Origin of the sequence: Virgibacillus chiguensis (assembly GCF_900129865.1) — a bacterium.
Classification (GTDB): domain Bacteria; phylum Bacillota; class Bacilli; order Bacillales; family Amphibacillaceae; genus Virgibacillus; species Virgibacillus chiguensis.
This window is the reverse complement of record NZ_FQXD01000014.1, coordinates 41,950-61,258: the sequence shown is the minus strand read 5'-3', so window position 1 is coordinate 61,258 and position 19,309 is coordinate 41,950. Positions and strand designations below refer to the sequence as shown.

Genomic DNA, 19,309 nt, shown 5'->3' with positions numbered 1-19,309 from the left:
CTCCCACGGTTAGACTACAAGCACTACTTCTAACTTTATTCCGCTGATAACAGTTGATTTTCTTCTTTTTCTTTATCTTGCCCTAAAGCATTTATTTCTAGTTGCTTTTTAATTATTTCTTCTATATGTGTCGCTAACTCGTTACTCTTCATCTCCATATATTTATCAGGAGTAATAGCATCTTTGATCGTAAGACGCACAGATGACGGAGAAACTTTTCCATCCTGTTCCTCTAACATATGATATGTTCCGTCTATCACAACAGGTACAATCGGTACGTTCGCTTTTATTGCTAAACGAAAGCTGCCAGGTTTAAAGGAATGAAGTTGTCTCCCCCTGCTTCTGGTCCCCTCAGGAAAAATAACGATAGAGTGCCCTTCTTTCAAATACTCAATCCCTTGACCGATAGCACGAACCGATTGTCGACGATCTTTACGATCCATAAACACACAATGAATTAGCTCCATCCAAGAGGAAATAATGGGTAGTTTTTTAATCTCTTTTTTTGCTATAAATCCAACTGGCTTCCCTAAATAACCGAGTAACACTAATATATCAAACAACCCTTGATGATTAGAAACAAATAGTGCTGGGCCTTCCGGAAGTTTTTCTTGCCCTTCTACTTTTATAGTGCTCCCAGTTCGTTGAAACACCTTCTTCGAGACAAGACTTGGTTGAATGAAAATTTCTTCTTTAGTTAGTTCATGTTGTAATCTCTTCGCTCTCTGCAATTTAAAAAATGTTCCGAGTACTAAAATGCTAGCATAGAGGTATATTCCTACCGTACGAATCATTTAAAGTAGCTCCTTTCACCACAAGCTATTATACCGCTGGATTGCTATAACAGCAAGATAAAGTCGACTTCACATGTGCCAGTTTTTATGAAAATCAATTTTACTTCACCAATGCCCCACTTCCTTAAAGCTTTAAGACACGTCTTGGTTTTTCATGTGAATGAAATTATGACGATAAATCAATTCCCTTAATCAAAAATCACCACCTCCCTTTACTTATACCGGAGATGGCTACAATTTAGCGCACAGCGTTTATTTTTTATCTCTAAATATATACATGATTGTTAGCATGCCACTTAGCATTATAGGAAAGCCAAAAATAATAAAATATATGTTTCTTGGTATTTCAAAGACAGACGTTAAATAATTAAATGTAAAAAAATAAAGTACTAAAACGATTATTTTTATTGACGATTTCATTATGTTCCCTCATTTAAACACATTAATGCTGTTATTTGTTTGTTTTGGTAAACATGCAAGATGCTTAACCGCACTATCTCAAACTATTAAAAAAGTTAAATGTAGCCTGCTGTTTTAGTATTTCGTAAATATATACGAAACGTCACCTCGTGTTAATATTCTTCTTTTATGTAAATCATTAACTTTAAAAGGATCGTTATTATTGCAACACCAATTATGATTAAATACATCCACGTCTGTAGTTCAAAAAATATCATGGTTATTAAAATACATAACATGATAGAGGAGGAAAATATTGAGTTCAAAAAGAATTTCTTCACACGTAACACATTTATTTCCTCCTTATTCCTCATCTGGTTTGGGTTGCGTCATTAAGAAAATACAAGCAGCTACTAGACTTCCAACTATACTTTCGAACCAATTGAAATCCAACGAAACTTCATAATAGAAAACGTACCAATAACGAATACACTAACCGTTATCATCTTTCTCGTAAAAATGCTATCACCTCGCCTTTTTCCTTATTATACCAATTTAATAGTAGGTTTAACATGATAAAATCACAACTATTCTTATTGGAAAAGTTTAACAAGGTATGGGTGCATACACACTTTGTATGTAATAAGCTTGTCTTATCTACTAAGGATGCCCTTTTCTTCCGGACATCAGCTTGGGCAACCTTTCTCATTATAGCAGTGGAGAGCTCTTTTATCGCTCACTCTTAGCGCGAGCATTCGAATAAAAATACGAAGACACCTCGAAGTTGCTTGTCGTGTTTTGCTGTCGTAGATTTCCTCGTTCTATTGAAGAGGCACATCAGCAAAACCACGCAGAAAAAAGCTTGTAGGAAACGAGTTGTTTCTCTACAAGCTAAACATATAAAGAATGATATATTATTTATCAATAAACTGTTGTGTCCAATGGTTGCCTTGCTCTACATAACCAACACCGATATGTGTAAACTTAGCATTCATAATATTTTCACGGTGTCCTTGGCTATTCATCCAAGCATTGACTACTTCTTGCGGGCTACGCTGCCCTTTTGCAATGTTTTCTCCTGCTGTGGAATAGCTAACCCCAAATTGTTTCATCATATCAAATGGAGAGCCGTATGTTGGGCTATTATGAGCAAAATATCCACTTGCTGCCATATCTTTAGACTTTGCACGTGCCACTTTGCTAAGCTCTGTATCTATTTTTAGTGCAGGTAAACCTTGTTTTGCTCTTTCTTGATTCGTTAAATCAACAACTTCCTGCTCAAATTGACTTAACTCGCTTTTATCTGCTTGAGAAGGCTCTTGCTGCTCTTTCTCTTGCGCTTGTTGATTACTTGGTTTTTCTTGTTGTACAGGTTTTTGTTGTGCGGGCTTCTCTGCAGGTTGTTCTGCAGGTGTTTGTTCTTTTGGTTTCTGTTCTACTTGCTTTGGTTGTTCTGGTGTTGATTGATTTGCTTCTTTTTTATCTTGCTTATCTGCTGCTTGATTAGCATTTTCCTTGTTAGCTTCTTGTTTTTCTATATGAACATTATTCCAATCTATTTTTTTTCCATAACGTTGCATATTACTCATATACTTCTGAAGCAATTGATTTATATTATTTTCAGAAATACTTTGCCAATTACCATTTATAGAATAGTAGACTTTGTACTGACATTGTGAGTTATCTTTAGACATCGTATCTGCTGAGGCTGATAAAGCTCCACCAAATAATAAAGCTGATGATATAGCTACGGTAACAGCTACTTTCTTAAACATGTTTGTATACACTCCCTCTGGTTTTGTTTTGTGCAAATTCATCATAGCATGGATTTTTTGTAATAATTATGCCATCGATTTCCAAAAACAGTTATTCATATTTGTCTATATAATCAAGTCTTGAGACATAAGGAACTATTATTTGCTTATAGGCAAAAAAAATGGCAAATTTTCAACCTCTAGGAAAACATTTCATTAAATTTAGTATTGACACACTTGAAATGTTCGAGCTTATATTACAAAACCTGACAATCTGTAATGAAATTGTTACGCTCCTATTCCCCCGATAGATAAAAAATATAGTATAATAGATTTTTAACATGAAGTGGCTGACTGGCATGTTAGTTCATGTTATCATGTCATGTTGGATAGAAGCACCAGCTTTTTGCCAAGTATTTTTGGGAGATGTTCGTTTTTCTTATACTATAAACTTTCCTATAATGTAAACTAACACTTGTCCAGCTACCCCCTAAAATGGTAAAAATTAAGAGAATGCTATAAAGTGCATCTTTAAACAAGTAGGGTTAGGTGCTGTTATCTAACCTAGTTAAGTATTTCCAATACTTGAAGCAAAAGTCATACAGCACCTTATATCCATGATATTCTTTATAGCGCAAATCGTAGTTTTGCTTATACTATAAACCTTTAAACTTTTATGCTTTCTTAATTAGTATAAAAAGAAAAATGTATTTATTGGAGGATTCAATTATGTTTTCTACTGCAGAAGTTGGAATTGATTTAGGAACCGCAAACATTTTAATATACACGAAATCAAAAGGAATTGTATTAAATGAACCATCTGTTGTTGCTATTGATGTAAATACAAAACAAGTAGTGGCAGTAGGTACTGAGGCAAAAGAAATGGTCGGAAAAACACCACAGAACATCATTCCTATCCGACCATTAAAAGACGGCGTGATTGCGGATTATGATGTTACATCCCAAATGTTAAAAGCGTTTTTAAAAAAAGTAAGCAAGCAAATTGGTATGTCCATGCGTAAACCTGTTGTTGTCGTATGTACACCATCAGGAAGCACGACTGTAGAACGAAGAGCTATCCATAATGCAGTATCAAGCTACGGTGCAAAACAAGTTCACTTAATTGAAGAGCCAATCGCCGCTGCTATTGGAGCGGATTTACCTGTTGATGAGCCGGTCGCCAATGTAGTTGTTGACATTGGTGGAGGTACTTCGGAAGTCGGTATTATATCTTTCGGCGGCGTCGTGTCCTGCAATTCTGTTCGAGTTGGCGGAGATAAAATGGATGAAGAAATTATTCATCATATCCGCAAAAACTATAACATTCTTATTGGTGAACGAACAGCAGAAAATATAAAAATGGAGATAGGTTATGCACATCCAAACCATAAAGAAAAGACAATGGAAATTCGCGGTCGTGATATGGTTACTGGCTTACCAAAGACGCTTACCATTACTTCCAAGGAAGTTTATCTTGCTTTAAAAGAATCATTGGAACAAGTATTAGGAGCTATTCGTACCACATTAGAGAACTGTCCTCCTGAGTTAAGTGGTGATATTGTAGATCACGGCATTGTACTTACAGGAGGTGGAGCTTTGCTACAAGGTATGCAGGAGTGGTTATCTCATGAGTTGATTGTGCCTGTTCACCTAGCACCTAATCCTTTGGAGTCTGTTGCAATAGGAACAGGACGCTCTTTAAAAATGATTCATAAATTACAAAAAGCTACTAAATAATGGGGACTCCTCGTTCGATATTTGTACACTGTTCTGCTTTCATTTCTAGGAAATGTTTGTATACCGTTTCTAAATGAAGCTACTATGTTGGTGCCGTTTCCTCTTTTCTTATTATGAATAAGGAGATTACGGCACCATATAAAACCTTACAAGCAATCGTTTACATTTCATTCTATTTGTAGTATACTGAAAAATAAGAAATTATTTACTCCTACTAAATAATTCCTATCAACTTACTGCCTAGCCTGACTACAACTCCATTCCAGAGTTGTCTAAGCAGGCGAAAGCCAGTTCATATTTAAATTACAGTCGTTTGTAATTTAAATTGAACTGGCTTTTTTTATACGATCAGAAAGTATAGCGGTTACGAATATTCCATGCATGCAAGCGTTTCAGTCAAAATATGTATTAGAAGGAGGGAAAGCATGGCAGGAGCTTTGGAACATATTCGTGTTCTAGATTTATCTAGAGTATTGGCAGGGCCATATTGCACCATGATTATGGGCGATTTAGGTGCAGAAATTATTAAAGTGGAAGCGCCTGGTGGAAGTGATGAAACACGTAAATGGGGTCCTCCTTTTCAAGAAGAAGTGAGTGCATATTATTTATGTGCAAATCGTAATAAGAAAAGTATTACTCTTGACCTAAAATCGGCATCAGGTGCGGAAAAAATTAAACAACTGGTTAAAGAGAGCGACGTTATCATTCATAATTTTAAAACAGGTACAATGGAGCGTTTCGGATTAAGTTATCACACATTATCCTCCATTAACCCAAAATTAATTTATTGTTCGATTACTGGTTTCGGGGAAACAGGACCCTTTAAAGATTTGCCTGGTTACGATTTTATTATTCAAGCTATGAGTGGACTGATGAGCATTACTGGTGATGAACAAACAGGCCCACAAAAAATGGGAGTTGCGATCACAGATGTTTTAACGGGTATGTATGCAACGATAGGCATACAAGCTGCTTTACTAGAAAGATCTAAATCCAAGCAAGGTCAAAAATTAGATATTGCCTTGTATGATGCAGCGGTTAGTGCACTTGTCAATATTGGAAGCAACTATTTCATGTCTGGAGAAATACCCTCACAGCTCGGTAATCAGCATGCGAACATCGTTCCATATCAGACGTTTCATACAAAAGATGGAGAAATGGTCATAGCCGCTGGAAATGACCGACAGTTTCAGATGTTATGCGATATTCTTGGTGCTGCTTCTTTAAAAACAGATCCTAAATTTAAAACCAATCCTGATCGTGTAGCGAACAGAAACGAGTTAGTACGACTACTACAGCAGTTGTTTTTACAACAACCAACGGCTTATTGGCTAAAAGAATGCAGACAGCAATCTATTCCATGTGGTCCTATTCAAAATTTGGCTGAGGTAGCAAGAGATTCACAGTTATTAGCTAGAGACATGTTTGTTCAAATGAAGCATCCAACCGCTGGAGATATTCATTTAATTGGAAGTCCGTTAAAACTATCTCGTACACCTGTATCGTATCGATATCACCCGCCAAATGCGGGGGAACATAATCAAATGTTTTTAAATGATTAACCATCTTTGAATCCTATGCAAATTTTTTAAAAAACATCGTTATAAAAACACATTCACTATTTAAAAGGAGTTGTAATGAAAATGGATTTTCAATTTACGGAAGAACAAAATATGTTACGCAATACGGTACGTCAATTTACAGATAAAGAGATTATGCCTTATATCGCCGATTGGGATCGAAACGGAAAATTTGACCCAGATATTTTAGAAAAACTAGCTGATTTAGGATTAATGGGTGTGTGCATACCAGAGAAATACGGTGGTAGTGGAATGGATTATAATGCACTTGCCATTGTTTGTGAAGAATTGGAACGTGGAGATACGGCATTTCGTACGGCTGTTTCTGTCCACACCGGTTTAAATAGCATGACGTTATTACAATGGGCAAATGAAGAACAAAAACAGAAATACTTAGTCCCTCAAGCAAAAGGAGTAAAAATTGGCGCATTTGGACTAACAGAGCCTGGCGCGGGGTCAGATGTTGCTGCAATGGATTCAACCGCTTATCGACAAGGCGACTACTATATACTAAATGGTCAAAAAACGTGGATTTCCTTATGCGATACAGCAGACAACTTCATTGTTTTCGCCTACACAAAAGATCGATCAGAAAAACATAAAGGGATTTCAGCATTTATTGTAGAAAGAGAATGGGAAGGGTTTTCTTCACAAGCTATTAAAGGCAAACTGGGCATTCGTTCAGGGAATACAGGAGAGATCTTTTTTGACCACGTGAAAGTTCCAAAAGAAAATCTCCTAGGAGAAGAAGGAGAAGGTTTTAAAATTGCAATGTCAGCTTTAGATAACGGTAGATTTACAGTAGCAGCAGGCGCAGTCGGACAAATTATGGCTTGTTTAGAAGCAAGTGTAGCTTATTGCCATGAACGATCCACCTTTGGTAAGGAAATAGGGAAACACCAACTCGTACAACAAATGCTTGCCAACATGGAAGCTGGGCTACAAATGAGCCGCCTACTCGTTTATCGTGCCGGAGAATTAAAAAATGCCGGGAAACGCAATACTCGTGAAACTTCTCTAGCTAAATGGCAAGCTTGCGATTTTGCAAATAAAGCTGCTGATGATGCTGTACAAATTCATGGTGCTTACGGGTTCTCTGATGAATACCCTGTTGAGCGTTATTTACGTAATTCAAAAGCACCAGTCATTTATGAAGGAACGAGAGAAATTCATACGATTATGCAAGCTGAATACGTACTTGGCTACCGTAATGATAAGCCACTTTATAAAATGTTGCCGGCTTGGAAAGAAAATGAAAGTATCCCCATTAAAAAGTGATGCACAAAGGCTCAGGCGCCCGTGTAGCAACGTAGCGACTGGAACGAATTAACGAAAGATCTAGCAATAGGCCATAAAACAGGGGTATCCCGATGTCGGGCGGCAAGTCCGTTCTTAGTCGGCCTTCCTCTTAGGCGACAAACCGATGATGAATTAAGATAGGGCAATGAAGTGAAGTTGTCTAGTTGCTGGGTGCTGGAGCCGGACGTGGTTATTCAGTCATTCCCTTTTTCACACAAGCCTCTAATTTTATACTTTATTAACTTGTTAGAAAAACTTGGATTGTATGATAAAGCTTAGCTTTCCTACAATGAATAAAACCTATATGAGGAGGTCTTTTATGTTCAATACCTATACAAAAAGTGTTTTTATTGATGGCGAGTGGCAGGATATTAACGAAAATTTGGCGGAAGTTATTTATAATCCAGCTACTGGAAAAGCAATCACATCGGTCGCTTATGCAGGTGCAGAGGAAACAAAGCAAGCAATCCACGCAGCATTACAAGCATTCCCTATATGGAGTGAAAAAACCGGTAGAGAACGTGCATCATTTCTTTATAAGGCTTCGCAACTAATGTTAGAAGATGCGGAGCGACTCGGAAACATATTGACAATGGAACAAGGTAAACCACTCCGTGAAGCAGTAGGAGAAGTAAAAGGAGCAGCACAATTTCTATTATGGTACGCCGAAGAAGCAAGTAGAAATTACGGGGAATGGCTTCCTTCATCGACAAATGCGAAAAGACTCGTTGTCATGTCGCAACCAGTTGGTGTCATTGGTGCTATAACCCCGTGGAACTTTCCATCTTCTATGATTACGCGAAAACTTGCACCCGCATTAGCGGCAGGATGTACAGCTGTACTTAAACCTGCACCGGAGACCCCATTATCTGCTATTGAAATTATGAAGATTTTTGAACGTGCCGGCTTACCTAAAGGCGTAGTAAACCTCGTAACAGGAGATGCAGAAGCAATTGGTAAACAATTACTTACACATAAAGAAGTTCGACTACTTACCTTTACAGGTTCAACAGCAGTCGGAAAGCATTTAATGCGGGAAAGTGCCGATCATGTAAAAAAGCTTTCTTTAGAATTAGGCGGGCATGCACCAAGTATCGTTTTTCCCGATGCCAATTTAGCAAAAGCCGCTTCGCTTGTTTTGGCAAGCAAGTTCCGCAATAATGGGCAAACTTGCATATGTACAAATCGGCTGTTTGTTCATGAATCAGTGGTTGCTGATTTCATCCAGTTATTAAAACAAAAGATTGCCAAATTCCAAATTGGCGATGGTTTAGAAGATGGCACAACTATTGGCCCGTTAATTAATGAACAAGCATGCGAAAAAGTAGAAGGACATGTGCAAGATGCCGTTGCAAAAGGGGCAGTTATCGAATACGGAGGAGAGCGTTGGCACAAACAAGGATTTTCTCATTGTTATTTCAATCCAACGATCCTTTCTAACATAACAGAGGATATGAAGATTATGCATGAAGAAACGTTTGGACCTGTACTGCCAGTTCAACCGTTCTCTGATGAGACAGAAGTCATTACAAAAGCTAACGATACAGACTATGGTTTAGCCGCTTATGTTTTTACAGAAAATACAAGCACGGCCATTCGTGTATCTGAAAAGCTTGATTATGGTATCGTTGGTGTGAATGACGTATTCCCTGCAACACCTGAAGCACCATTTGGAGGTGTGAAACAATCTGGCTTGGGGAAAGAAGGCGGTCATCACGGGATGGAAGAATTTATGGAAAAGAAATTGATTTCTTTTGGTATGAATTAAGTTATTCTTTCGCTGTAATTTAGCACGATATCACCAACCTACCAAATAAAAGTGGCTTGCTTGATAAGTCGCGACGTGAAATAAGCACCTAAAAACCCGCTAATATTCACCTCTTTGAAACTTTCACTACGTAATCATCGTACTTATTCATAGAGGTGATTTAAATGAAAAATAGCTGAATATTTAAGTAATAAATATTTCGCTAACAAATATAGAGGAATTACCATCGAAAGCATAGAGCAACAACTGGCTGAGGAAAGGTTTCCAGAAAAACTTATAGACCACTTACTTGCTGAATTTCAAGTGATCTTCGACGAATATGGTAAAAGCGTTTTTCAAACATGGATTGCCAATTTAAATTATCAAGTACCGGAACCATTTAGAAAAGAAGAGAAAGCGGAACAAATTTATGAAAGTTTTACAGAATGGATGGAAGATGAAGTCATAAAATTGGAAAACGAGACTGGTTTACCGTGGGAAGAGCAAGCAGAAGATTTAGCAAACCTCAGTATAAAAGCTCGAAAAGCGCAATTAGTATTAAGACATAGAATCTCAGATATAGTTTTAGAATTATTTTAGTAATTAAGTAAGCCCTCTCTACTCTGGTAAAGTAGGGAGGGTAAGACTATACTACCTCCAACAAGAAATAAGAATGTGATGTCACCCTTGTTTTCTAGTCTCATATTGTTTGTATAAATCTTTTAAAGCAGATGCAAGAGCGTTCCCAGCTTTTCCTAAATAATGCACCTTTATCATTTCTACTGGTTTGTCAATTCCATCTTGCAAACTATGGCCACGAAGCAAATGTTGCACAAATTCTTTTCCATGTTCCGTAGCAAGTGTACAGCTAGCTGTAACGATTACTGCATACTTTCTATCAATTTCAGCAGTAATTGTTAATGTCTCATACATACTTTGTGCCGCCATTCCTGAAGGTAGACGTGCATGTCCAGCAATAAAAACCGTATTCAATATCGTTTCCCTCCTAATAACTTTCTAACCTTACATGGATAACTGCTTAATAATCGTTATCCATACTTCACCTGATAGCCTAGTTTTTCCGATATACGGTTAGCTGCCTGTTTTGTATCTTTCTTTAATTTTTGTAAGTTCTCTCCGCAAAATCGAGTTGATAATCCACTTATTGTCAATGAAGCCACCATGTCATGATGGTGATTAAAAACAGGGTAAGAGATACCTGTCGTATCTTCATCCTGCTCTCCGACACTGTAGGCAAAACCATTTTTTCTAATATCCCGTAATTCTTGAATTACATTTTCTTTTTTCTCTAATGGAAGTTCCAATCGTTGCACAATTTCTTGTTGTTTTGCCTCAGGTAAATAAGCGAATAGTAATTTAGGGCCAGAACCAAGATACAATGGCACACTCTTGCCAACTTTCGTATACAAGCGTAAAGCCCGCGTGCTCTCTACTTTTTCAATATATGTAGCCTGATCATGATTCTTAATTACGAGATGCACCACTTCATTAATCTCTTTGGCTAACGCTTGCATAAAGGGCAGGGCTATCTGCCTAATTTCGATTCGGCTAGCAACTAAATTGCCTAATTCCATTAGTTTTAAACCTAAACAGTATGTTCCACTTTCTCGCCCCTTTCCTCTTGAGACATAACCCTTTTGTTCTAAAGCTGCAAGTAAACGGTATGTTGTTGACTTTGACATACCAGCTTGTTCGGCAATTTCTTTCAAGGATAACTTATTATTCTCATCTTGAAATAAATCGAGTAATGTCAATGCTTTCAAGACACTTTGATTCATAAATGAGGCTCCTTTTATTCTTTTAGATAGTGCGAACACCCATGGTATTATCGTTATTCTATGGCTCTTGTACATATGGTATATTGCTTTTTAAATATGTTGAATTCCCCTACTTTTCTGCCTTTTGGTGGACAATCTAGTAGCACTCTTTCCATCAGTGGGGGCTTTTATTTTTATCCCCCACTGTTACATACTGACAGATACTTGATTCACTTAAGCCCGTGTTCTATTTCTCCTTGACGTGCGAATATACAGTCTGCTGTTCTTTCGTTACTTGCTGTTCAGAAATGGATACACCACGCTTTGCCATTTCTTTCATGTAAATATCTCCAGGAACGACTTGCTCAGGAGGATAAACTCCTTTTCTACCGATCTTTTGGCTCGCAATCATTTGGGCAACAATCGAAATCGTATTCGCTGTTGCTCTAGCCATCGCAGTAACGTTTGTATCCACATCTTTATACGTTGTCATCTCATAAATATAGGTCGTTTCTACATCTGCTTTTTTGCCAGCGACAAGTACTCGCAATAGGACAGCATCTTCTTTATCACCTAAGTCAACGATAGGGTCTAAAACTTTTAACAATACGTCACGCGGGCAGATTTTTTGACCATGTACATCAACAGAATAATTTTCCTTAGTTAAATTCAAATCAACAAGCAATTGAAACTTTTCTGCGTGCCCCGGATAACGTATCGTTTTATATTCCAACGTTTCTAGCTGTGGAAAAGAAATGGATAATGTTGAAGTTCCCCCTGACGTATGAAAAGCTTCCAGTGGACCGAATCTATCAAAATGAATGGTTTCCACTTCAGATAAAGAAGGGACCTCCTGCTTTACACCATTTCTAATAATAAGTGATGGGTCTGTATAATGATCAAATACACCTTCCATCGAAAATACATGGTTATATTCTAATGGTGGTTCCGGTTTTACTGGAATACCACCTACATACAGCTTAATCGTTTTTAATTGGTCTAGCTTGCTAGCTCCGAAACCAGAAAGAATATTAATCATACCAGGGGCCACGCCTAGATCAGGAATTAACGTAACACCTGCTTCCTTAGCTTGTTTGTGGAGTGCTAAGACTTTATCTGTCATATGTCCGATATGCCCGCCTAAGTCAACGGCATGCACGCCCACACGAATAGCAGTTTTAGCAACAATTTCATTAAACGAGTAAAACAAAGCATTTATAACCACATCAAATTTTCGAATGTAATTCGCTAATTCAACATCATCTGCTGCGTTTACTTGATAAGGGGTCAGTTTATTCGAGGACAGTTGATTGCAAATATTACTCGCCTTTGATAAATCAATATCTGCTAAGCCTACAGCTGTCACCCCTTCACTCGCAACTAAATCTCTAGCTGCTTCTTTCCCCATTAGTCCAGCTCCTAAAACACCTACTTTCACTAAATTCCCTCCTCGTATAATCTTTTTTAGGCTTGATAATTCCGCCTATTATTTCTAATCGTTTATTTGTTTACTACTTGAACATATTTACGTACATTGAACACGTCGCTTCACACGACAGGCGGACGATTCCTCAAGTTGAATTGACATTTCTCACTCGCCAAAAGTGTTCAAATGCTCATTTCGCTAGGGTCACTACCTTGAACTCACCAAACAACTTATTCCCTTTTTTACAATTTTTCAATATAAAGTTTTTTAAGCATACTTTCCTTTATTCGGTATCAATTTGCGCACGCTGCAATTTCCCACTAAAATCTACATAGATCGCTTTCCATTCCGTAAATACATCCAGCGCCTGCACACCTGAATCACGATGGCCATTTCCAGTTCCTTTTGTCCCCCCAAATGGAAGGTGGATTTCTGCGCCTGTTGTTCCAGCATTAACATAAACAATGCCAGTATCTAAATCTCTTTGGGCGCGAAATACACGGTTCACGTCTTTGGTGAAAATAGAGCTAGACAAGCCATATGCTACTTGATTATTTACTTCAATTGCTTCATCAAAATCCGTTACAGAAATTAATGAAACGACAGGACCAAATATTTCTTCTTGAGCAATTCGCATTGAAGCAGTCGCATCCGTAAAAATCGTTGGCGCAAAGAAATAACCTCCCAAATCGCCGTCCTTTGAGCTCCATTCTTCACCACCAGCAAGTAATGTTGCACCTTCTTCTTTACCTAGTTGAACATATTTTTTAATTTTCTCCAATCCTTGTCGGTTAATAATTGGACCTACCTGCACCGTTTTATCCAGACCATTTCCGATGGTTAACTCTTCCACTTTCATAAGCAATCGTTCTTCTAGCTGTTGCTTTACCTTTTCATGTACAATTACTCTGCTACACGCTGTACAACGCTGCCCACTCGTTCCAAACGCACTCCAAATGATCCCTTCTGCCGCCAAATCTAAGTCAGCATCATCCATTACGATTACCGCATTCTTCCCACCCATTTCTAACGACACCTTCTTCAGTTGTCGTCCACAGGAAGCAGCAATGTCTCTACCAGTATCATTGGAACCCGTAAAAGAAATAACACGAATAGCTTCATGATGCACCATCGCATCACCTACTGAAGCCCCACTACCAAAGACAACATTTAGTACTCCTTTTGGCAACCCTGCTTCTGCAAAAATTTTCGCTAATTCATAAGCCATAATTGGCGTTTCTGTCGCAGGTTTCCAAACGACCGCATTACCAGCAACGATCGCCGGAAATGATTTCCACGTAGCGATTGCTATTGGAAAATTCCATGGGGTGATAATTCCCACTACACCAACAGGGCAACGCTGACTCATCGCAAACTTATCCTTTAATTCTGCAGGCGTCGTTTGCCCAAATAACCGGCGTCCTTCTCCTGCCATATAAAAGGCCATATCAATTCCCTCTTGCACTTCCCCTCGCGCTTCTTCTAACACCTTTCCGTTCTCCATCGTTAATAATTGGGAAAGCATTTCTTTTCGCTCTTTCATTAAAATTCCTACTTGATAAAGAACTTCTGCCCGTTGAGGAGCTGGAACCAGTGACCAATCTTTTTGCGCTTGCTTTGCTGCTTCCACTGCTTGGTCGACTTCTGTTTTACCTGACAAGGGCACATGCACAATTTCCTGGCCCGTTGCCGGATTATGAACAGCTACTGTCGGATTTGCTTCCTGCCACTCCCCTGCAATAAAATTTTTCAGCTTATCTGTTTGTAAAATGGTTGTCATATGAAAACTCCTCCTATTTTGTATTTATCATTTTCTCGCTTTACGTATGTCTGTAATTGTTGCTGTCACAGATATTTGCTCAGAGTCACTCATAATTTCAATTACTGTTGGTTTTTTTATTTGACAACTTTCTGCAAACGCAACCTTAAATTCTTGCATCGTTGTAACCCGATAGCCAACCGCTCCCATACTGTTCGCTAATTCTTTAAAACGAACATCTCCTAAATCTGTAGCGACCACTCTTGTCGGATAATGCATTTCTTGGTGCATACGAATGGTCCCATACATCTTATTATTAAAAACGAGACATATGACTGGAATATCATAACGGACTGCTGTCTCTAATTCTTGACAAGTCATCATAAAACCGCCGTCTCCAGCAAAAGCAATAACTGTTCGCTCAGGGTAAGCAAGTTTTGCACCTATAGCTGCTGGCAGACCATATCCCATGGCACCTGAGGTCGGACCAACATACGTATGCGACTGATTAAACATATAAAATTGGTGGATCCAACTTGCAAAATTACCAGCATCATTCGTAATGATAGCGTCATAAGGTAATGTCGTTTTTATATGATCAATAATATTTCTATTTATATTTGTAGATGAACTTTCTTCTTTGCGACTCGCTTGCATATAAGCAGCATTGCAGGAAAGAGCCCAATTTTCCCAATTTGTAGAAGTTGATTTTAGCGTAATTAATTGCATGAGCGCTTCTTTTATATCCGCTACAATCGCCACATTTGGGGCATAGCTTTTGCCAATACTGTTGTAATCAATGTCAATATGGATGAGTTGTTGTTCTGGAGATAGAAGCGAATAATCTTGGGTGGTCACTTCTGATAGTCTCGTACCTAATGCTAAAACGACATCTGCCTGCTTTACTGTTTTTAATATGGACGTCGGTGTACCTAATCCAAGATGACCTGCATAAAGTACATGATCATTTGGAAATACATCATGCCTACGAAACGCAGTTACTACTGGTAAATGCAACATTTCTGCAAAAATTTGTAAATCTTGTTCTGCCTTCGCACTCTTTACACCGCCGCCAGCGATGATGACAGGTCGTTTTGCATTTGTTAATAATTCCTCTACTTGTTTCACTTCCCATACAGAAGGAGCTGGTGACGATCTTTGTGGCATAGGCGGATAAAGCATATTCGCTTCTTGAGGTAATACATCTTCTGGTAAAGAGACGATAACAGGTCCAGGTCTTCCTGAAGTAGCGATGTGAAATGCACGTTGGACTATTTCTACCGTTCGCTCCGCATCTGTCAATTCGATACTCCATTTGGCAATAGATTGAAAGTATTGCTCCAAATCCACCTCTTGAAATCCTTCTCTCCCTCGAAATTTACTATGAACTTGCCCTAAAAATACGACCAATGGTGTAGAGTCTTGGTAGGCAGTATGCACGCCAATTGATAAATTAGCCGCCCCTACTGCTCTTGTCGCCATAACAATACCAGGCTTTAAAGTAGATTTTGCATAAGCTTCTGCCATAAAGCTAGCACCACCTTCATGCCGAGCCGAAATCACTTCTATAGATGGTGTATCGTAGAGCGCGTCTAAAACAGCTAAATAACTTTCACCAGGTACACAAAAAACTTTTTCTACTTGTGCTTGCTGTAAACAATGAACAATTGCCTGTGCAGCAGTTTCTTTCCTCTCCTTCATTTCCTTCTAGTCATCTCCTTTTATTTAACGCCTTTAAACGGCGAATGACTTCATCTAAACGTTCTGCATGCACAGAAAGGGAAATTCGAATAAATCCTTCTCCATTATCTCCGAATGCCGTTCCTGGCGTTACGATGATCCCCGCTTCTTCCAAAAGTCGATTCGCAAATGACAGAGAACTTTCGCCTTTAGGTACTTCTACCCAAAGGTATAACGTCCCTCTTGGTTTTTCAGTATGGAATCCTAATTCTGTTAAGGCAAGATAAAGCTTTTCTATTCTCTGTTCATATACTGAGTTATTCTTTTCTACAGCGGTTAAATCACTCGTCAAAGCTTTTGCCGCAGCTTTTTGTATGGGCATAAACTGGCACGTATCTATATTACCTTTTAGCGTAGCAAGCGCATGAATAACTTCCTTATTTCCGACAACATAGCCAATTCTCCACCCGGTCATATTAAAACTCTTGGATAGGGAACCTAATTCAACAACGTTTTCTTTGGCGCCAGGTACTTGCAAAGCACTTGGCGCTCGATACTTTCCAAAGGTTACAAGATCATAAGCCGCATCATGTGCAAGTAGAATGTTATATTTTCGACAAAAAGAAACCGCATCCAAGAAAGTTCGCCATTCTGCATGCGCTGCTGTTGGATTGTTAGGGTAATTTAAAAACATCATTTTTGCTTCTTCCGCATCATCTTTAGATATATGCTGGAACATAGGTGCGTACCCTTTTTTAGCGTCAAGTGGCAACGTGACACTTACTCCCCCTGCTAAATGAACGCCTTTTCGATAAGCTGGATAGCCAGGATCTGGAACAAGCACTTTATCCATTGGATTAATAACCGCTTGAATTAAGTTAGCAATCCCTTCTTTAGAACCAATTAATGCGAGTACTTCGGTATTAGGGTCAAGTGTGACCGCGTAGCGTCTATCATAATAAGAAGCTACTGCCTGCTTAAATTCGTCACATCCACTATATGGAGAGTAACGATGATTTTCCGGACACTTTACTTGCTCCTGTAATTCCTCACAAATAAATGCTGGTGTTGGCAAATCAGGAGAGCCAATCCCTAAATCAATGACATCTACACCATTATTCTCCAATTGTTTTTTTCGCTGCTGAAATTGCGAAAATAAATATGGAGGAAGATTTTGTACTTTTTCCGAAATAAAAACCATTGCTTCTCTCCCTTACACAGTGACATTTAGTTACATAACATCTTTAACGGGCGTACCATATGAAACGTGTTGGCTGAAACAGTTTGCAAATAGTATACAAGCTCTATGGTAAGATAACAGCGGCAATCCTTCTATTTCATTAATTGAAATGGCATTTCATTTATTTATCATTAGTATAAATTATGTTCTATCAATTAGCAATATACTGAATTTATTTTTTAATATTAAATTTCTGTTACGTCCCACAACTTTTATATCACTTTATTTCTGCGTACAGTGATAAATAAGCTTAAAATGATTAGTATAACTAGGCCTAAACCTAACCAGACATTTCCTGTAAATCCAAAGGTAATATACCCAATGCCAGCTATGCCTGCAGCTACAAGCGCATAAGGGATTTGCGTTGTAACATGATCAATATGATGGCAACTAGAACCCGTTGCCGACAAAATCGTCGTATCAGAAATAGGGGAACAATGATCACCAAATACAGCCCCAGCTAATACAGCCGCTAACATAGGTAAAAATAACGTTACATCTGTTGCTACTGCTATTTCAGCAGCAATTGGCAGTAAAATACCAAATGATCCCCAAGATGTACCTGTTGAAAATGCAATAAATCCCGCCATTAAAAATACAACAAATGGGAGTAAATCAAAACTTACATGTGTAGCTTCGACAACACTAGCTAAATAAACGCCCGTACCAAGCTGATCAATTAACGTTGCGATAGCCCAAGCAAAAATAAGAATACTGAACCCAGGCATCATCGATTTACCTCCTGTAGCAGCTCCTATAATAAAGTTTTTAAGGGATAGTTTACCTGTGCGAATATGATGATAAAAAAGAATCATGGTCATTCCCATACCGATAACACCGCCAACGAATAACGCAAAAGATACATCAGCGCTCCCGAGTATATTCATCCATGTTTTTTCGCCTTCTACGTTACGTAAACCATTCACATAGATAGCAATTAATGTGGCCAAAAATAAAGTAATCATCGGAAGAACTAAATCGCGCTTTTGGCTAAGCTCACTTACAAAAAGTTTTGCATCGACATCTATTTGCTCTTTTCGCTCTGGACTTAATACCTCTCCTGTTTTTATTGCCCGCTGTTCATGCACTTTCATAGGCCCAAAATCAACTTGTTTCGTTGCTATCCATATGACGACGCCTAATGCAGCCCAAACATAATAGTTCATTGGAATCATTTGTAAAAATGCTTGGAAAGCACCGTACTCCGTTATATGATGGGTCGCTAATAATGTACCTATAATACCAATAATATAAGCTCCCCAACTTGATATAGGTGCTACTACACTAATTGGAGCAGAAGTAGAATCGACAAGGTAAGCAAGCTTCGCACGTGATATGCGTTGCTTATCTGTAACAGGCTTCGCAATCTGCCCAACTGTTAAGCTGTTAAAATAATCATCAACAAAAATAATAACGCCAAATAAAACCGTCATTAACTTTGCTCCAGCTCTCGTTTTAACCTTACGAATCATCCATGTAGCAAAAGAACGTGTTCCTCCCATCATGGTAACTAAAGCTGTTAGCATACCTAGCATAAGGACAAATAACAATATAAAAATATTCCACGTATTTAGTGCCCCGTCTACAATAAACACCCCTTTAAACGCTTCCCATATGAACTGTAGTGTGCTTCCTAAACGAAACTCAGCTAAAAACAAACCTGCAGTAATAATACCCATACCTAGAGACAGTAATACTCTTTTCGTCAACAAAACCATGATAATTGCCATCACTGGCGGAATTAATGCCCATATTGTTTCTTCCATGTTACCGCTCCTCCCTATAAGCAAATTATTTCTTAGCAACTTTTTACACCTAGAAAACTTGCTTCTACTATAAACCTAAAAACGTCAAACTATCCTATAGTGCAAAACCAAAAACGATATTGGTATGCTCTACCCTCTTATTTTATCTTATAATTAACAATATTCTTTTTTATTTAAAAATAGTCCTCAGCAAGCGTCATTTATCATTGAATCTATTACAGCTGCTTTGTTTTTCAACTGCACCTTAATCTTTAAAATCGCTCACCATCTCGGGTAATTCGCTCGCCTTCTTCTAAAAATCGCTCACCTACACGGGATTTCGCTCGCCTTCTTCCAGAAATCGCTCACCT

General features: G+C 38.4%; 14 protein-coding genes. 5 read left to right on the top strand and 9 right to left on the bottom strand.

Annotated elements, in window-relative coordinates; translation table 11 throughout:
* Window positions 1-35: 35 nt before the first annotated feature.
* Entirely contained in the window at window positions 36-794 is a 759-nt protein-coding gene (locus BUB45_RS14695; protein ID WP_073011249.1) for a lysophospholipid acyltransferase family protein, read from the bottom strand.
* Between the two features lie 1,313 nt (window positions 795-2,107).
* On the bottom strand, window positions 2,108-2,968 hold the full coding sequence (locus tag BUB45_RS14690; protein ID WP_073011246.1) for a CAP domain-containing protein: 861 nt from the start codon (window positions 2,966-2,968) through the stop codon (window positions 2,108-2,110).
* Window positions 2,969-3,676: 708 nt separating this feature from the next.
* Here BUB45_RS14690 and mreBH point away from each other — a divergent pair.
* The 5 genes from mreBH (at window position 3,677) to BUB45_RS14665 (ending at window position 9,910) form a co-directional block, all read left to right on the top strand.
* Complete coding sequence (mreBH, locus tag BUB45_RS14685; RefSeq protein WP_073011244.1) at window positions 3,677-4,684, top strand: rod-share determining protein MreBH; 1,008 nt, start codon at window positions 3,677-3,679, stop codon at window positions 4,682-4,684.
* 425 nt (window positions 4,685-5,109) lie between these two features.
* Entirely contained in the window at window positions 5,110-6,246 is a 1,137-nt protein-coding gene (locus tag BUB45_RS14680; RefSeq protein WP_073011241.1) for a CaiB/BaiF CoA transferase family protein, read from the top strand.
* Between the two features lie 81 nt (window positions 6,247-6,327).
* Window positions 6,328-7,542, top strand: a complete 1,215-nt coding sequence (locus BUB45_RS14675; RefSeq protein WP_073011238.1) for an acyl-CoA dehydrogenase family protein — start codon at window positions 6,328-6,330, stop codon at window positions 7,540-7,542.
* Window positions 7,543-7,882: 340 nt separating this feature from the next.
* A complete protein-coding gene (locus BUB45_RS14670) occupies window positions 7,883-9,331 on the top strand; it encodes an NAD-dependent succinate-semialdehyde dehydrogenase (RefSeq protein WP_073011235.1) in 1,449 nt (482 codons plus the stop codon).
* Between the two features lie 303 nt (window positions 9,332-9,634).
* The gene (locus BUB45_RS14665) at window positions 9,635-9,910 is read left to right on the top strand and encodes a hypothetical protein (RefSeq protein ID WP_084723729.1); all 276 of its coding nucleotides are present in this window, start codon (window positions 9,635-9,637) and stop codon (window positions 9,908-9,910) included.
* Between the two features lie 81 nt (window positions 9,911-9,991).
* Here BUB45_RS14665 and BUB45_RS14660 read toward each other — a convergent pair whose 3' ends face one another.
* The 7 genes from BUB45_RS14660 to BUB45_RS14630 all read right to left on the bottom strand — a co-directional run bounded on the left by BUB45_RS14660 (window position 9,992) and on the right by BUB45_RS14630 (window position 18,959).
* Window positions 9,992-10,303: a DUF3870 domain-containing protein gene (locus tag BUB45_RS14660; RefSeq protein ID WP_073011230.1), complete on the bottom strand. Its 312-nt coding sequence runs from the start codon at window positions 10,301-10,303 to the stop codon at window positions 9,992-9,994.
* A gap of 56 nt (window positions 10,304-10,359) precedes the next feature.
* Window positions 10,360-11,109: an IclR family transcriptional regulator gene (locus tag BUB45_RS14655; protein ID WP_073011227.1), complete on the bottom strand. Its 750-nt coding sequence runs from the start codon at window positions 11,107-11,109 to the stop codon at window positions 10,360-10,362.
* A 226-nt stretch (window positions 11,110-11,335) separates the two neighbouring features.
* Window positions 11,336-12,526 carry a saccharopine dehydrogenase family protein gene (locus tag BUB45_RS14650; RefSeq protein WP_073011224.1) on the bottom strand — a complete coding sequence of 397 codons (1,191 nt, stop codon included), beginning with the start codon at window positions 12,524-12,526 and terminating at the stop codon, window positions 11,336-11,338.
* Window positions 12,527-12,797: 271 nt separating this feature from the next.
* Window positions 12,798-14,294, bottom strand: coding sequence for an aldehyde dehydrogenase family protein (locus BUB45_RS14645; protein WP_073011221.1), 1,497 nt, complete (start codon window positions 14,292-14,294; stop codon window positions 12,798-12,800).
* A gap of 27 nt (window positions 14,295-14,321) precedes the next feature.
* Complete coding sequence (locus tag BUB45_RS14640) at window positions 14,322-15,974, bottom strand: thiamine pyrophosphate-binding protein (RefSeq protein WP_073011218.1); 1,653 nt, start codon at window positions 15,972-15,974, stop codon at window positions 14,322-14,324.
* Window positions 15,975-15,984: 10 nt separating this feature from the next.
* Complete coding sequence (locus tag BUB45_RS14635) at window positions 15,985-17,154, bottom strand: aminotransferase class I/II-fold pyridoxal phosphate-dependent enzyme (RefSeq protein ID WP_073011216.1); 1,170 nt, start codon at window positions 17,152-17,154, stop codon at window positions 15,985-15,987.
* 251 nt (window positions 17,155-17,405) lie between these two features.
* Window positions 17,406-18,959: a Na+/H+ antiporter NhaC family protein gene (locus BUB45_RS14630; RefSeq protein ID WP_073011213.1), complete on the bottom strand. Its 1,554-nt coding sequence runs from the start codon at window positions 18,957-18,959 to the stop codon at window positions 17,406-17,408.
* Window positions 18,960-19,309 lie beyond the last annotated feature (350 nt).

What these genes read in the sequence shown, in the direction of transcription:
- mreBH (WP_073011244.1), top strand. Translation starts at nt 3,677, where the DNA reads ATGTTTTCTACTGCAGAAGTTGGAATTGATTTAGGAACCGCAAACATT.
- BUB45_RS14690 (WP_073011246.1), bottom strand. Translation starts at nt 2,968, where the DNA reads ATGTTTAAGAAAGTAGCTGTTACCGTAGCTATATCATCAGCTTTATTA.
- BUB45_RS14675 (WP_073011238.1), top strand. Translation starts at nt 6,328, where the DNA reads ATGGATTTTCAATTTACGGAAGAACAAAATATGTTACGCAATACGGTA.
- BUB45_RS14630 (WP_073011213.1), bottom strand. Translation starts at nt 18,959, where the DNA reads ATGGAAGAAACAATATGGGCATTAATTCCGCCAGTGATGGCAATTATC.
- BUB45_RS14680 (WP_073011241.1), top strand. Translation starts at nt 5,110, where the DNA reads ATGGCAGGAGCTTTGGAACATATTCGTGTTCTAGATTTATCTAGAGTA.
- BUB45_RS14640 (WP_073011218.1), bottom strand. Translation starts at nt 15,974, where the DNA reads ATGAAGGAGAGGAAAGAAACTGCTGCACAGGCAATTGTTCATTGTTTA.
- BUB45_RS14670 (WP_073011235.1), top strand. Translation starts at nt 7,883, where the DNA reads ATGTTCAATACCTATACAAAAAGTGTTTTTATTGATGGCGAGTGGCAG.
- BUB45_RS14655 (WP_073011227.1), bottom strand. Translation starts at nt 11,109, where the DNA reads ATGAATCAAAGTGTCTTGAAAGCATTGACATTACTCGATTTATTTCAA.
- BUB45_RS14645 (WP_073011221.1), bottom strand. Translation starts at nt 14,294, where the DNA reads ATGACAACCATTTTACAAACAGATAAGCTGAAAAATTTTATTGCAGGG.
- BUB45_RS14695 (WP_073011249.1), bottom strand. Translation starts at nt 794, where the DNA reads ATGATTCGTACGGTAGGAATATACCTCTATGCTAGCATTTTAGTACTC.
- BUB45_RS14635 (WP_073011216.1), bottom strand. Translation starts at nt 17,154, where the DNA reads ATGGTTTTTATTTCGGAAAAAGTACAAAATCTTCCTCCATATTTATTT.